The organism is Nostoc mirabile CHAB5784, from assembly GCF_020829645.1.
GTDB classification, from domain to species: domain Bacteria; phylum Cyanobacteriota; class Cyanobacteriia; order Cyanobacteriales; family Nostocaceae; genus Nostoc; species Nostoc mirabile.
Genome location: NZ_JAIVFS010000014.1, coordinates 117,134 through 133,408 on the forward strand (window position 1 = coordinate 117,134; position 16,275 = coordinate 133,408).

General features: G+C 43.1%; 10 protein-coding genes and 1 pseudogene. 4 read left to right on the forward strand and 7 right to left on the reverse strand.

What is annotated here, in order from left to right; all coding sequences use genetic code 11:
- Positions 1-281: 281 nt before the first annotated feature.
- The gene (locus LC653_RS12220; RefSeq protein ID WP_229494725.1) at positions 282-2,924 is read right to left on the reverse strand and encodes a M1 family metallopeptidase; all 2,643 of its coding nucleotides are present in this window, start codon (positions 2,922-2,924) and stop codon (positions 282-284) included.
- Between the two features lie 655 nt (positions 2,925-3,579).
- Here LC653_RS12220 and LC653_RS12225 point away from each other — a divergent pair.
- From LC653_RS12225 to LC653_RS12240, 4 genes are all read left to right on the forward strand, one after another.
- Positions 3,580-5,256: a DUF3352 domain-containing protein gene (locus LC653_RS12225; RefSeq protein ID WP_229494726.1), complete on the forward strand. Its 1,677-nt coding sequence runs from the start codon at positions 3,580-3,582 to the stop codon at positions 5,254-5,256.
- Between the two features lie 216 nt (positions 5,257-5,472).
- Positions 5,473-6,393 (forward strand): class I SAM-dependent methyltransferase, encoded by a 921-nt coding sequence (locus tag LC653_RS12230; protein WP_229494727.1) that lies wholly within the window; start codon positions 5,473-5,475, stop codon positions 6,391-6,393.
- Positions 6,386-7,405, forward strand: coding sequence for a PrsW family intramembrane metalloprotease (locus LC653_RS12235; protein ID WP_229494728.1), 1,020 nt, complete (start codon positions 6,386-6,388; stop codon positions 7,403-7,405). The genes LC653_RS12230 and LC653_RS12235 overlap by 8 nt, the downstream gene beginning before the upstream one ends.
- Positions 7,406-7,437: 32 nt before the next feature.
- A complete protein-coding gene (locus tag LC653_RS12240; RefSeq protein ID WP_229494729.1) occupies positions 7,438-7,995 on the forward strand; it encodes a Uma2 family endonuclease in 558 nt (185 codons plus the stop codon).
- 210 nt (positions 7,996-8,205) lie between these two features.
- Here the strand turns inward: LC653_RS12240 and LC653_RS12245 are convergent, their stop codons facing one another.
- The 6 genes and pseudogenes from LC653_RS12245 to LC653_RS12270 all read right to left on the reverse strand — a co-directional run.
- Positions 8,206-9,078 carry a 6-carboxytetrahydropterin synthase gene (locus LC653_RS12245; protein ID WP_229494730.1) on the reverse strand — a complete coding sequence of 291 codons (873 nt, stop codon included), beginning with the start codon at positions 9,076-9,078 and terminating at the stop codon, positions 8,206-8,208.
- A gap of 177 nt (positions 9,079-9,255) precedes the next feature.
- Positions 9,256-9,957 (reverse strand): J domain-containing protein, encoded by a 702-nt coding sequence (locus tag LC653_RS12250; protein ID WP_229494731.1) that lies wholly within the window; start codon positions 9,955-9,957, stop codon positions 9,256-9,258.
- A gap of 15 nt (positions 9,958-9,972) precedes the next feature.
- The gene (cysK, locus tag LC653_RS12255; RefSeq protein WP_229494732.1) at positions 9,973-10,935 is read right to left on the reverse strand and encodes a cysteine synthase A; all 963 of its coding nucleotides are present in this window, start codon (positions 10,933-10,935) and stop codon (positions 9,973-9,975) included.
- A 953-nt stretch (positions 10,936-11,888) separates the two neighbouring features.
- On the reverse strand, positions 11,889-13,631 hold the full coding sequence (locus LC653_RS12260; protein WP_229494733.1) for an iron uptake porin: 1,743 nt from the start codon (positions 13,629-13,631) through the stop codon (positions 11,889-11,891).
- 627 nt (positions 13,632-14,258) lie between these two features.
- Positions 14,259-14,540 carry a 4a-hydroxytetrahydrobiopterin dehydratase gene (locus LC653_RS12265; protein ID WP_229494734.1) on the reverse strand — a complete coding sequence of 94 codons (282 nt, stop codon included), beginning with the start codon at positions 14,538-14,540 and terminating at the stop codon, positions 14,259-14,261.
- 1,520 nt (positions 14,541-16,060) lie between these two features.
- Positions 16,061-16,275 (reverse strand): annotated as a pseudogene (locus LC653_RS12270) (photosystem II D2 protein (photosystem q(a) protein)); the annotation flags it as partial.

Here is a 16,275-nt window from a genome sequence, read left to right on the forward strand (position 1 = left end):
TTTCAGTCCACTTGAGTGGACTTTAGCTATCAGCCCAGAACTTAAGTTCTGGGTGGGATATCGGATGAGTGCGACACTTTGACTGTTACAAAAATGTGGGTAACGACAACGGTTTATTTACGCCGTGCTGTACTAGTCCTAGAATTGTATAATTAGGTGGAAGAATCAACCCGCGACTCATAACAGAATTATTATTTATAAGTGCTATAAATTTGGTAATTGGTAGTGATTTTGCCACAATTACCAATTACCAATTAGCTACTTTTAACCATCGTGTAGTGCTATTTAGATTTTGCCTCCAAGTTTTCTAAACGGCTTCTCAATTCCTGATTTTGTTGTTTAAGTTGGTCGAAATCTTCACGCAATTGACGCAGGGTTTTTTCTGAACCGATATTCTTTTGCACTTTAGAAATTTCTTCTTCAGCATAGCGACGTACACGCCCATCGGCTGTTTGTTCAACTAGCGATCGCAAAATCCCCACTGCTTTAGGTGTTTCCATTTGTCCTAATGCTGCTGCTACCGACACTTGCGTTAAAAAGAAGGTTTCTTTGGCTAGTTCTGTTAATTTTTCTAAAATCCGTTCCAAATTAACCGGGCTTTGACCTACAGAAATCTTTCCTAAAGCGCGAATTGTGGCTAAACGTAGGGGTTGTGGTACACCGAGTTTGGTGTATTCGATTAGCAGATTTAAAGCTGCTTCCGAGGTTTTGAATTCAGCTAAACCGGCAACTGCACCACTCCGTACTACTTCATTCCAACCCGCCTTCTCTTCTAAAACGGATTTCAGCAGCTTTAATATCTTGTCTTCCTTGGGTTTTTCTTCCAAGTTTGCAGATGCGATTGCCCCGATCACACGAGAAGCTGCTGCTTCCACGTAGTAGCTAGGATCGCCCTTTTGCACTAACCCTCTGACAGCTTTATAGCTTTCAGCAGTTTTAATTTCAGCAAGTGCTTCCACTACAGCTCGTCGCACGTAAGCATTTTTATCTTTTAACCCAAGAACTAAGCCATCAAAGGCTTGATCTAAATTAATTTGGGCTAGTTGTTTCGCTGCTTCCACACGCACACCCCACAATGGGTCATTTTTTAGCGCCGCAGATAGTGATTTTGTTGCTTCTAACCCACCTTTTTTTGCTAAAGCTACTGCTGCATAAATACGCGAAATCGGGTCGGGATCAAATTCTAACTGTGCTTTTAACTCTGATATTGGATACTCTAAAGCTACTGTTTTTAGATAATTATTTCCAACATCAAAGCTAATAAATTGGGGCTTATTTTCTAGGGGAAAGTAGAAGCTTTGTTCACGTTCATTTACCCGGACAGTAAAAGTTTTGAGTTGTGAGTTAGAAGTTAGGAGTTTAGAATTATTTTTAACTCCTAACTCCTCATTCCTAACTTCTTCCTGTTGGGTATAGCCAAAACCAATAGGTATTTTTAAATCAAACAAATCCTTACTGCCATTTTTACCTTCAGCAGCTTGGGTTTGAGTTACCGTGATTTTTGCCAAATTAGCATCCCCATCCCAAGAGTAAGCTACTTTAAAATCGGGATGACCACCACGAAAAACGTATTGGTCAAAGAGGAATAAAAGATTATGTCCGGTAGCCTTTTCAATCGCCCTGAGTAAGTCTACTGTTTCTACGGTTTTGTGGGCATTATCTTGAACAAATGTTTGGATAGCCTGCCAAAACAATTCATCTCCTAATTGGGCCCGAATCATGTGATAAACACAAGACCCTTTTTCGTAAATGTGGCGATCGTAAAGCTCAATAGCTTCTCGGTAAACATGTGTTACCATCGGGCGACGATAACGGCTGTTATCTTCACTTAAGTAACGACGAGCTTCTAATAAACGATAGTAAGCTGCTTCTTCTAGACTATATTCCTGTTCTGTCCACATCACCTCAGAATAAGAAGCCATCCCTTCCTTAATCCAAGCATGAGACCAATGCTTAATCACCACCAAATCACCAAACCACTGGTGCGCGAGTTCGTGGACGACTAAACTTTCGGTATTGCGGTTATCTAAAGCGGCACGTTCATCTAGCAAGCATCTATCTGTTAACAGTGTTGTGGAGGTGTTTTCCATCCCGCCAAAGATGAAGTCATCGACGCAAACCTGAGCGTATTTCGGGAAAGGATATGGATAGCCATACTTTTGGCTCAAAAATTCGATCATGCGGGGAGTTTTGCCCATGCTGCGTTTAGCATCTTCCTCCCGTCCCTTTTCTACGTAGTAGGTAACTGGTTTACCGTTCCACTCATCCTGAATTTCGGCAAAGTCACCTATTGCCAAAGTCATCAAGTAGGTAGGATGAACTTGTTGCTGTGACCAATGGTAGATTTTGTAATCACCATCTTCTGTGGTGTTAATCAATTCGCCGTTGGAAATCGCCACGAGAGGGTTTGGGACACGAACGCGAATTTCTGAGGTAGACAATTGTCCTGGGTAGTCAAAGCAGGGGAACCAAAAGCGAGAGTCTTCGTCTTCTCCTTGAGTCCAAACTTGAGTTGGCTTGTTTGGGTAGTGCTTGTCTGGTTGAATAAAGTAAAGACCGCGCTGCGGTTTTGCCACTGAGTAGGCGATCGCAATCAGCAAGCGTTTACCAATTTGGGTCACCTCAGCAAGTTGGATGGAAAGCTGTTCCCCATCGTAGTCAAAATTTTGTGGCACCTCGTCCACCTGCACAGACTCGATATTCAGGTTGACAGCATCCAAAGTCAAACGGTCAATGCCATTACGGATTGGTAAGAGGCGAATGCTACAACTGCCCTGATAGCAAAGCTTTGGGATATCCAAGCTGAGATCGAGAAAAATATGCTCTACCTGTCCGGGGCGATCGGGGTTGTAGTGTGGTCTTGCTCCCGGTAACTCAAAAGGTTTGTGTACGTTATTATCTGTATCAAAATAAGACTTCGACATTGATCCTTACTGACCTTGTAATCCTGAAAAGTCTGGCTTGGCTGGACGTAGTTAAGCAAAATAGCGGTGTCTAAATATATTTCCCAAATGAACAGGGCATTATGGAGGTGAGAATTCCCTTTTGGGATTGGGGGATTATTAATCTCACCCGAATTTCCGAAGGTCGGCTGCCGATCCTTGGACTTTTTTCCATATCCCTCCCGCATTTACTTTTACTGATGTTTTGCACTTTTTTGTCATCGAGTCAAGAGTCTCTTGCACCTCGATAAATTTTTATTAAGTACAAACACTCCTAATTATTCTTATATAGGACTCCGATTTGATTTTTGAAAACATACTGAGACTGAAAAGCCCGTTAATCAGGGTTTTATCTGAAATTTTGCTGACAAATCAGACAGGAGTCCTATAACTTAGGATAGCTTGCCTCTGTTGAGGAGGCTATTTTGTTTGAAATGAACAGCATATCATTTGCCGATTCGCTCCTCATCTCGTGGAAGTATTTTTTAGAGTATTTATTTTACACTGCTAGCTTATAGGACTACTAATTTTATCAGTAAATACCGATCAATGAGCGGAAATTATTAATAAATCCGAAAACTCTACAGTGACACTTGTATAAATCTCGGTGACAATCTGAGCAAAAGAGGATAACAAAATGCCTGAAAGTAAATCCAAGTTTCTCATTCCTGCTGTTGGTGCTGCTGTAGTTATTGCAGGAAGTATAGCGGCTTATACGTATTTTAAAGCCCCATCAGGAGGTAGCTCAGACGCTATAGGCAGCGCTAAACTAGTACCTTCAACAGCATTGATGGCAACTTATATTACTACTGACCCTCAAGCCTGGGCAAAGCTACAACAATTTGGCACTCCAGAAGCACAAAAATTAGTGGCAAAAAATCTGGAAGATTTCAATAAGCAAATGTTCAGTGACGGTAACGTTTCTTATGAAAAAGACATAAAGCCTTGGGCTGGTGGTGTAATGATTGCTGTACTACCACCAAATCCTGTGAAACCGGCGCAATTAAACGTGCCCTCTGGGACACCTAATATAACAAATTTACAGCAGGAACCGAATATCCTGATAGTGGTAGAAATCAAGGACAAACTCAGTGCGTTGAATTTTGCTAACAAATTGAAGTCACAAAAAGGAGTGAAATTCCAGGAATCTGACTATCAAGGTCAAAAAATTATTGAAACTACAGAAAATGGCAAGCCGACGTATAGCGTAGTTTTAAATAATAATCACTTGGTATTAGCCCCGAAAAAGCAAGCTGTAGAAAAAGCAATAGACACGTTTAAGGGACAGTCTTCTTTTGCCAGTAAAGAAGGTGCTAGCAGCATTCTTAAAGGAGTGGATGTCAAAAACAGCCTCGCCCAAATTTATATACCAGACTATGCAGGGATGGTACAGCAATTAGCAGCCGGAAACCCGCAGGTAAAGCAGTTACCTCCACAAGCTCTGGCGCAACTCAAGCAGATAAAATCAGTGATGGCGGGCGTTGGTGTTGATAATGGGGGAGTGCGGGTAAAAGCGATCGCTAATTTAGATCCGCAACTAAATAAATTTCAGTATCAATCAAGTCCGGGAAATATAGTCGGGCAATTTCCCACTGGTACCTTTGCCCTGATTAGCGGAAATGGTATCAGCCGTGGCTGGGAAACCCTAGTAGAAGAGTCAAAAAATTATCCAGAAATGAAGCAAGGTCTTGAACAGGTGCGAGGACAGTTGAAATTTGTCAATATTGACCTGGATAAAGATATTTTTGGCTGGATGAATGGGGAATTTGCTTTTGGTGCGATTCCATCTAATCAAGGGGTGCTAGCAAATGTTGGTTTTGGAGGTGCTTTAGTATTTGATACTAGCGATCGCAAAACTGCCGAAGCCACCTTGACAAAATTGGATACCCTTGCCAAAACACAACAAATCAACGTCGCCAATACAAATATCGGTGGGAAAGACGTAACGGAATGGCAAATCCCCAGACAGGGAGCTTTATTGTCACATGGTTGGCTCGATCAAGACACTGTATTTGTGGCTCTTGGTGGCCCAGTTGCTGAAGCGATCGGCGATCGCAATAATCCATCTCTCGACAATAGCGATACTTTCAAAGCCGTCACTGGTTCTTTGCAAAAGCCCAACGGCGGCTATTTCTATTTAGATATGGACAAAACTCAAACTGTGCCCTTAATCAAGAGTTTAATCTCATCTGACGCCAACACTATCACTATGCTGGGTTCCATTCGTGGTCTAGCTTTTACCGCTACTAGCCCTGATAAATCTACCAGTGAATTGGAGATGTTGTTAGCTCTCAAGCCAAATACTGCAAAATAGGGCATTGGGCATTGGGCATTGGGCATTGGGTATTGGGCATTGGGCATTGGGCATTGGGCATTGGGCATGAGTTATTTCTCCCTCATCTCTCTCATCTCCCTCATCTCCCTCCACTCCCTACTCCCCACTCCCCACTCCCACAATTCAAATTGCTTCTAGACTGGTGTCCAACAAGTATGTCATAAGTAGAAAAGGCTTTTAAATGCAAACTGATTTATGACTGCTGCTGTAAACACTAATCCTGGTTTAGCTTCCCGCTTGGTGAATGGCATACTGGCAATCCAGCCGTTAGCCAACTTAGCCAAGCATCAAGCTAGACAAATGATGATTAAACGTGCCGAAAGAATTGGCGTGCCTTGGACGCAAGAAGTCGAAACACTACAGGCGCGTGATTGGAAGGCTGATCTAGCTCAAGTAGAAAATCCTCAGCTTTCCTACCCAGAATACTATTTGCGGTCATTCCATGCCTATGAAGGTGGAAACCTAAGTTGGAAAGCAGCTTGTGAGCTAGAAGTTGCTGCCCGTACTGTCCATGCCGGAATTTGGCAAGATGCTGGAGCAGAAGGAGATGCTAAACTGCGTCAAAGTTACCACGATATCCTCAAAGTGCAAATCCCCAATCAACCCCAAGACATCCTAGATTTGGCCTGTGGTGTGGGTTTGAGTACCTTTGCCCTACAAGAAATTTATCCCCATGCTCAAATTACAGGCTTAGACTTATCTCCTTACTTTTTAGCCGTTGCCAATTACCGCGCTGGGCAACGTCAAGCTAAAATTAACTGGCTTCATGCCCAAGCTGAATCTACCGGGCTACCTGATGCTTCATTTGATTTAGTTTCCATTTTCCTGATGTGCCACGAATTACCCCAGTCAGCAACCCGACAGATTTTAGCCCAAATGCGGCGCTTGCTGCGTCCAGGTGGCTACTTGGCAATCATGGATATGAATCCAAAATCTGAAGTTTACCAGAAAATGCCAGCTTACATTTTGACGTTGCTCAAAAGTACTGAACCGTATTTAGATGAATATTTCGCTTTGGACATTGAGCAAGCTATTGTTGAGGCGGGTTTCCAAACTCCCACAATTACTAACAATACCCACCGTCACCGCACAGCGATCGCTCAGGTGAGTGGTTGATTTCTCTCTACTACTCTGGGCAGCAATACCACCTTTGCTGCTGCTAGGCTACTACTACTGTCGGGTGCCATTTGCCCCACCTCTGTTAAAGTTGCTGATGTTCTTTATCATCGGCGCAATATCTGGTATCTTAGCCCTTAGCCTCGAATGGGTTTTTGAAACTGTAGCCAACAGGGTTGTTGTAGACTCGAATCAGATCAAGCTATGTCTGCCGATCAGCTGCTTCTCTACGAGAGGCTTTGCCAACGCGTCTACGCTTCCTGGAATAGCGTTGCGGCAGCTTGTGGAAGTAGGCCCAATTGAAGAAGGCTGCAAGTTTCTAGCGGTTGTTGTCCCAACCTACTATTTGCAACGCAAGTATCGATTATTTTCATCTACCGTTTTCCTCTTCACCATAGCCGTTGCCCTTGGATTCACTGCCGAAGAGAATTGGATTTACTTTTTCCACGATACAGCATCAATTCTAGACCGTACTATCGGTATGCCAGTCCACGCCATGTTCTCTGCACCTTGGGGATATGCCTTAGGAATCTATATTTCCTCCAACACTCGGTTAAATCGAGACAAAAAGTTCATTTTTAGGGCTTGGCTAAATTCTGTAATTTGTCATGCCTTAGTTAATGTTTTATCTAGTGCTTGGCGTTACTCACTACCTTTAGGTTTCCTGAGTTATGGTTTATTCCCGTTTCTCTTGTGGATGTTTTGGCGACTGGAACAATTACTGCGAAAAGTGCAAGGCAAACCCGCCATTACCTTAATCTCAGGCCATACACCCCAACACCGTTACTGGCAGAGGAGTTTAGTGCTGTTTGCCCTCGTGCTGGGTGGAAATGCTATTTTTGGGCTGTTTCTCTTAGCCAGGATTCTTAGTCCCTTGAGTCCGTCGAAGCTTTTTGATCCTGAGATTTTGTGGTTTATAATTAGTCGCTTTTTCCTAAATCTCTTTTTCGGAGTTTTAGCTTGGGGCATTTATCGCTATTTGCGACATTCTGCTCGTCGTCGGTATTTTTAAAATATGATTTAGAAAAATGCTAGGGGGTTTCTATGCAAACAACTCCAGTGCGTTGGACGACTGCTGACTTAGAACTATTTGCTGGCGATCGCAGAAATCGCTATGAGATTATTGATGGAGAACTATTTGTGACCAAATCACCTAGTTGGGATCATCAATCAAGTTGTGGCAATATTGTTACAGTTCTTAACAATTGGTCAAATGAAACTGGTTTAGGTAAAGCTGCGATCGCACCTGGAATTATTTTCTCAGATTCTGACAATGTGATCCCTGATGTGGTATGGGCAAGTCATGAACGCTTAAAAAACTTACTAGATGAAGCTGGACATCTCACAGGCGCACCGGAGTTAGTAGTAGAGGTTTTATCACCCGGCGAAAAAAACGAGAAACGCGACAAGGAAACAAAGCTAAAGCTGTACTCCGTGCAAGGGGTTCAAGAATATTGGATTTGCGATTCTATACAAAAGAAAGTTGAGGTTTATCGCCGTGAACAGGCTGCATTAAAGTTAGCAGCTACTTTATTTAGTCAAGATGAGTTAACAAGTCCTTTGCTACCTGGTTTCAACTGCTTAGTTAGTAAACTTTTTTAGCCTTGGATTCTTTCCTACCATCTTTTTTACTCTGTGTTCTCTGCGCCTCTGCGGTTAAATAAATTACTTTTAAACCGCAGAGACACAGACATAACAAAATAGATTTTACGGGTCACTTTGAAAGGACTAATTTTAATAATTACGAATTACGAATTACGAATTACGAATTACGAATTATTAAAAATTCCCTATGCCTCAATTTTAAATTACCTAAACGCCTGCCAACACTGGCTGATTCACGGCTGCGCTGACTGAATTTGATTCCGACTCAGTACAGTAGATTTCGCAGGAGTTATTGGGACTTTCAATAAGTTTCACTTTGTAAAGTTTAGCTCCCAATTCCTGAATAGGCGATCGCAGTAAATTACTAATGTAAAGTGCGATATTCTCAGCAGTGGGCACAACTTCAGCAAAGTAAGAAATGTCTTTGTTTAAAAAGGTGTGATCGAATGGCTCAATCACATAATTTTCTATTACTTGGTTCAAAGCACCTAAATCAACAATCATCCCAGTGCGTGGGTCAATTTCCCCTTTCACAGTGACTTCTAAATGATAGTTGTGTCCGTGACCGTGGGGACGAGCGCACTTACCATAAACAAGCGTGTTTTCTTCGTTACTGAGGTTAGGATGAGCTAGCCGATGGGCGGCGCTAAAGTGAGTACTGATCGTGAGGTAGGCTTCCATTGCGTTTCCCATATAATCTGCCCAAAGTTCAGGATGTTCAAATAACTGCACACGGACTAGAGGCAAATGAGGTGCTAGTCGCTGCCAGATAATCCGTGCAATATTCTCAGTTGTGGGGAGAGTTTGTTGAAATTCTGCCCACGCATCGTTGAGATAAGAGAAGTCCAATTGACTAGTAACTTCCCGTTTAATTACGTGTTTCACATCAGACAAGTTCAGCACCATGCCATATTCATCCAATTCCCCGGCTAGGGAGATAAATAAGACATAGTTATGTCCGTGTCCAGGAAATCTAGAGCAAGCACCAAATTTCTCAATATTCTCAGCTTCACTCAGTTCTGGCAACCAATAACGATGACTTGCTGAAAACTGGGCGCGGCGATTAACAGTACATTGCATGAGTAAACTATGAGCAGAATTTAAAATTTCTTAATCTTTCTCTGCTTCCAGCATAAACTAATTCTTAAGTTATGTGTCATTAGTCATTAGTCATTTGTCATTAGTCATTAGTCATTTGTCATTAGTCCTTTGACATGCAGCGAAATTGACCCATGCCCCATGCCCAATTCCCAATGACTATGTAACAGATGCTTGTGCCTCACAGTGTAATCTCGTAGCTATGCGGAATAGTTCATGACCTGTGTGTAAATAACGCTCATCGTAGTTCAAAGGAAAATAACCTAATTCATCGAGTCCATCTCCTACTTGATCGAGACTGTAATAAAGGTGAGCGGCTGTTCTTGCTAAACTAGGGGGATTCGGTAGGGAGCGAAAAGTAATTTGTGCCTGCTTGAGGTCATCTCGACAGGCTTTTAAATATTCTTGAAATTCATCTAATAACTCATCATCAAAGGGATCAGCAGCTAATTGCTCCATTTGTTCTTCTAACGAATAAAGAATGGTACAAAGCAAGCGATTTACTGGTTGGTAAACTTGGCGTAGCCATTCCTCAACTTGCTCATCAACATCGCGTCCAGTTTTTCGTGTTGTCTGGTAATGCTTTTGCGCTGATGCTGTACGCTGTTGGCGATCGCTATTTAATTTTTGAGAGTCATCTTGCAGTTGTTGGTCATAATTGCGGCGATTTTGGTTGTCGCCTAAGACTTCATAAGCTGCATTGATGCGGATTATCTGCTCTTTATCGGCACTTTCCTGATTGCTGTCAGGATGAAATAACTTAACCAAGCGGCGATAGGCTTGCTTAATCTCCGCAAGGCTTGCACTTGGACTAACTTTGAGAGTTTCGTAATGGTTAGAAACGTGCTTAGAATTGACCATTAATTCAATTTATCGTTAGCTGATGCTAGCGGCTAACCTTGTTTCCAGGTCTTGGAACAACGGTGTACTCAAATATCTCTCACCAAAACTGGGCTGAATCATCACAATTAAACGTCCCTCATTTTCTTGACGTTGGGCAACGCGAATTGCTGCACATAAAGCTGCTCCACTGGAAATGCCAGATAGTAGCCCTTCTTCTTTTGCCAAACGCCGACTATAAGCGATCGCTTCTTCATCGGTGACGGTAATCACTTCATCAATCAATTTTATCTTGAGAACTTGGGGAATGAACCCAGCCCCAATTCCTTGGATTTTGTGTGACCCTGGCCGTCCCCCAGATAAAACTGGGCTATTGCATGGTTCAACAGCGATCGCCTTAAAACTAGGCTTGCGTGCTTTAATCACTTCTGCTACACCAGTGATCGTACCACCTGTGCCCACCCCTGCCACGATCATATCTACTTGTCCATCGGTATCTTCCCAGATTTCAAGAGCTGTAGTTTCCCGATGCACTTTTGCATTAGCTGGATTGCGGAACTGCTGCAACATATAAGTATTTGGCATAGTATTAACCATTTGTTGCGCCCGCCCAATTGCCCCACTCATGCCTTCCATCCCTGACGTTAGTTCCAGTTCTGCTCCATAGGCCCGCAACATCGCCCGTCGCTCCGCACTCATTGTCTCAGGCATTGTCAAAATTAACCGATAACCCTTAGCCGCTGCTGCCATTGCTAGGGCAATTCCTGTGTTTCCAGAGGTAGGTTCTACCAATACTGTCTTCCCAGGAGTAATTAGCCCCTCTTCTTCGGCGGTGTTAATCATACTCACCCCAATCCGATCTTTGACTGATGCCGATGGGTTCATACTTTCCAGTTTCACCACAATTTTTGCAACACATCCTTCTGTTTGGGGAATGCGGTTCAACTGCACTAGGGGTGTACAACCAACCAGTTCTGTAATGTTACGAGCAATTTGCATATATTTAGCCCTTAATTATTAGTCAAAAGTCATTTGTCATTAGTTAATAGTCATCGGTAAGTCCAGTCCCAATACAGTTCAGTTAAGCATTTCTTCCTTCTCTTTGCGTCCTTCTCTACGAACGCGAACAGCGTGTCGCAGACAGACGCTATGCGTAGCTTGCTTGCTTCTTTGTAGGAGTATGCGTGCCTTTGCGGTTTGTTAAAAAATTAAGAGTTTTAGCCTTAACTGAACCATATTGAGTCCAGTCCTGTTCAGCTTTGCTGTTCCCGTAGGATAAGCGGGTTTCCAAACCAATACGCTTGGGTTAAGCCAGAAAAATAAATTTGCGTAGGTTGGGGAGCCACTGCGTTGGGCGGGTTTCCCGACTTGAAGCATGTGGCGTTTGAAGAACGAAACCCAACATTTTCGGGCATTTGTTGGGTAACACTAAAGTTCAACCCAACCTACAATTATCCTTAACTTTCGTAATGATTAGAAGTTCGTCGCTGGTAGGTATGCATATAATGCCCACCTTACTGTGGTCTATTCATACAGCATATTTCAAGTTTGTGAGGTACAAAAATACCCCACCCAAGCACTCGCACACCCTCCGCGATATATTGAGGAGAGTTGGAGACGAGTGTACTTCATTTACTTGCAAAGTGCTGTATAAAAACCGTCATAACTTATAACTCACAACTCCCAATACGATTCGGATAAGATCCCCCCGCCTGTGGCGACCCCCGATAAATTGGGGGTAAAGGAGGAACTAGCCCCCCAATTTATCGGGGGGTTGGGGGGATCTTCGCAGGGTAAACAAGCTAACCGAACCGTATTGTCACAACTCCTAACTTTTCTAGTATACTTCGGTTAACTACTGGTGTTTATTTGTTGTTGCTACCGAAAACAAAAAGCCCCGCCTGATGGCGGGGAACAATAGAGTTCAAAATTATTAGTGAATAGTCAACACTCTAGAAGGTGAAAGTTGTTCTGAGTGTACCGATAATTGCATCGTCGTTATCGTTGCTTTGACCAGGAGAGGTCAACCAGATTACACCAGGGGTTACAGAAATGTTATCTGAAACGCGATACTTGTAGAAGCCTTCAAAGTGATAGGGTATATCATTACCAGCAGTAACACCTGTCCGGTTAAAGGAATAGGGCTGTGCACCAGCAAAAATACCTAAAACGTTACCCTGCTTACCAAAATCAGCTAAAGCAACCCCAGCACCGTATGACCAAGCTTCATAATCATCATCTGCACCAAAGCCTGTGACATCGTGGTAAGAGACGAAGCCACTAACTGATAGCTTGTCGCTCGGTCTAAAGGCAGCCGACACACCGTAGGAGTTGCTGGAACCTGCATTTAGTAGTCTGTTAGATTGTTCAGTACCTACTGCAACATCTCCTCCAAAAGTGTTGCTTAAAGTGTTGTTTACACTTGATGAAGTACCCGAGTCGAATAAATTACCAGTTGTGCCATTATATGAGTGGACGTAGGTAGCGGCTAAAGCCAGGCGATCGCCTACACTAAAGTTCAACTGTCCAAGAGCTGCATAGTCCCCGTTGGTCAGACCTTGACTAAGACCAGGATTATTAGCATCCGATGCCAAGTAACCCGCAGTGATTGAGCTATTTCCCAGGATACCGCCACCTCTGCCAAGGGGTAGATTAAGCGCTATACCGGCACCTCCACCAATACGATAGATGGGACTTTCAGAAGCAAAGGTAGACAAAGCACCATTACCACCGTCAGTTTGGTCGAAAAAGTAAGGGTTGTTAACAGCAGCATAATGGCTGTGTCGTCCCCCACTTGCCGCAAGGTAAACTTGAGCTGGGCCTATGGGAGCTTCATAGGTCAAACGATCTATGCTGACACTGTTGTCACCAGTACCAGCACCAACTTGAAATGTTTGTGTGCCTTCAGCACTATTGATACCAACACCACCGTCATTTACTAGTGAAAAAGCTTGTGCATTACCGGCTGCGAGACGGGTGTGCAAAATGTCTCTACCAGTGAAGCTGGTTTGCAAATCTAAACGGACTCTGTTTTGGAAGACAGTATTATTAGCATCACCAGTGTTATCGCCAAAGGCATCACTAACAGCAAAAATAGCTTCACCGACTAGTTTGGTAGTAGTGGAAAACTGATTGGCTTCCAATTCAGCAGTCCGCGCTTCTAGGGAATCGACGCGACCGCGTAGAGTTGCCAATTCTGCGGAAAATTCTTCTTGTAACCGTTGTAAGGTAGCTAAATCTTGTTTGGTCACCAAGTCAGCTGTTGCTGTGGCAATCAATTCGTTAACTCGATCCAAACAGGCGTTCAAACCAGCAGCAAATTCGTAACGGGTTAAAGCACGGTTACCGCGATAAGTAGCATTTGGGTAACCTGCAATACAACCATAGCGCTCAACCAAGGACTGCAATGCTTGGAATGCCCAGTCAGTGGGTTGTACGTCGGAAAATTGAGAAACCGATGTTACTTGAGACTGAGAGTTATTTTGGTTGCCTTCGTTGCTGTAGCGATTAACTTGATCAATGGTTGTTTGAGCCAACATTTCTGGCTGTTGGGCAACTTCAGTTACACCTGGTTGTGCGGCTGGTGATACTTCAGTGGTTGTGTTTGGAGCCGCAATCGCTGTTGCCGAAACTAACAATGTTGCTCCCAAAACTGCTGGGCTAACCACTAAGGATTTCCACAATATACTAGACATCTTTTCTTTACTCCTCACACCTTGTTTAGATAATTGGTTTCGTTGCACCTAATTCTCACAAATGCGACATCTCATTGAAACCTGTGGATGAGGCATAGTTGCCACTACTACAATTTTAGTTTTTGCAAAGCTAATAAACGATTAACTTAGGGTTAAAAACTTATGTGATTAACTTATGCAAAAACATATCTTTATATCATAACATTATAAAACATCTGATCTAGATGGCAATATTGGAGCGATCGCCTTAATAACTGTCACACGTAATTATCTAAATATCTAAGTAAGGAGTAGGCTTTAGGGCATTCGCTCCCGAAGCAGGCTAAATTGCTCAAAGCTTAGACACCTCGCAAATTGTCAGTAAAAATCCCTTCTTGCACTTAGCCCTACTAAAATTCGCACACCAATTAAACCACACTGACTCAGCTACACAAATGTAGGCAAAGCTTTCATGCAGGGTAGTTTATCTCCTATTGCGATCGCAAACACCAGCTAATGAATCAAGGGTTTCAAAAACCGCGCACTCCAAAGCCAAACCCCTAGTTGTAGTCTTAAAGCTTGCTATGCGCTACGTCTCCCCTCACGGTGACTTCCAGTTCCCTAGTGCAAGATGTCAGAAGAAATCACTTAGTTAATTTGGGAAATCGCCTGCGCTAAATCAAAGTCAGCCTGCGTCAGCCCACCTGCATCATGTGTTGTGAGTGTAATCTTCACTTTGTTGTAGGAAATCTCTATATCTGGATGATGTCCTGCCGACTCAGCAGGCTCCACCAGCTTATTGACAAACTCAATTGCTTGGATAAAATCCTTGAATGTGCGGGTAATCTCCAACTTGGAGCCTTCAACAGTCCAACCTGACAGAACCTTTGTACTTTCTTGAATTTCCGCCTCAGTGAGTAGTTGTGCCATACCAAAAAATTCCTAGTTGTATTATTTGGGCCACATTATATATTTCATTAGATAAAATCCCTTTTATTCTCCATAGAGAAAGGATAAGAGGATCAACTAGAGCATAATGCGTGTGTGTATATTTAAATCAGACTTAATTAGGACTTACGCACGGGTAACGGAAAACGAACCACAGAGAAGCCAGTGCGCCCTTGCGGTTAAGAGACTTGAAGCAACTGGCGCGGCGCAGAGAAGCCAGTGCGCCCTTGCGGTTAAGAGACTTGTTCGCGCAGCGCCTCCCCGAATCCCAAAGGGAGAGGCTAGCGCCAAGGGAGAAGCAACTGGCGCGTCACGGAGGAATGAGAGTTTGAGAGGGTTTTTGCGTAAGTCCTATTAATAAATAGACGCTATTGCTCACATCTGCTTAGACCCAAGGTTTGATGCAAGATATTTTTCTTTTTTTTAATAAAATAGGAGTTACGCACTGTACAAATGCATCGTGATGTGCATTACCTAAAATAGGAAGTTTTCAGGCTTTTCTTAATTATTCTGCGATCATAATACCATTTCTTTGTGAGGCTGCGCCAAACCCTTTTAACTTCTTTCTTTCTTTCTTTCTTTCTTTGTGTCCTTTGCGTCCTACCCTGCGGGAAGCCGCTCCGCGTCTATGCGGTTCGTTTCTCTTTCTTCTTTCTTGTACTTAAATATGGTTTAGCGCATCTTCATACAGAATTGGTATAAGGGACTTCCAAATAAAAAAATACTCAAAAATTAATGAAAAAGCTCTCTCCTCCTCATTCCTCTGTGTTCTCTGTGTCTCTGTGGTTCGTTTATTTGGGTAATTTATTTCTTGGAAGTCCCTAAATAGACCATGCTGTAAGGGCACAGCAATGCTGTGCCCTTACGAAAGATATAGTTTTTAACCTTGATCCATATTTAATATTTCTTGTCAATGCGTAAGTCCTATAAAAGTTAAACATGTTGGCTTTGCCGCCGCCATCGCCATGGAAGCTGTCAAAAACGACTGTTCATATAAAAATTACCCATAAAAAACTATCCGCTCTGAATTAGATCAGATGATCTAATTCAGAGCGGTCTAGCGGGTCTTCAGGTTGCAACCAGACTGCCGGAAGGAACTCCGAGCTTGCCTAGCTAGTTGAGCTAACTTAGTATCTCAAAGATAACTAAGGCTAACTTTTAGAGAACAGCCCCGGCACACAGCCGGCTAACTGCAACCTGATGACCCATGCATTTACTACTTTCTATCATGGGCATCACCTCCTTGTTGCCTAAGCGGTCTTAGTCTCAAAAGGGCAGAGCATTTGCTCCGGGTTTATAATCTTCATCTAAGATAACACATAAATTTAGAGATATTAACGATATATAAAAAATAAAAAAATCCCCCGCCTTTCGGTGGGAGATGACTGGAGAATGGGGAATATTGACACTTTATTGGCTTATGCCAAAGAGATTATTTAATCTGGTTGGTGTCAATTTTTGGCAACTACAACCCTGATTTAAGTCATGGTCGGCTTTTAATATTAGAGAGCGTTACCGCGAGGTAGAACTTCCTCAGGGAATACAAATTGTTCGTGGGGTTGATCTTGAGGAGCCATCCAAGCGCGGATGCCCTCATTCAGCAAAATGTTTTTGGTATAGAAGGTTTCAAACTCTGGGTCTTCCGCCGCCCGTAATTCTTGGGAGACGAAATCATAAGCCCGCAGGTTGAGTGCTAAACCGACGATGCCGACAGCTG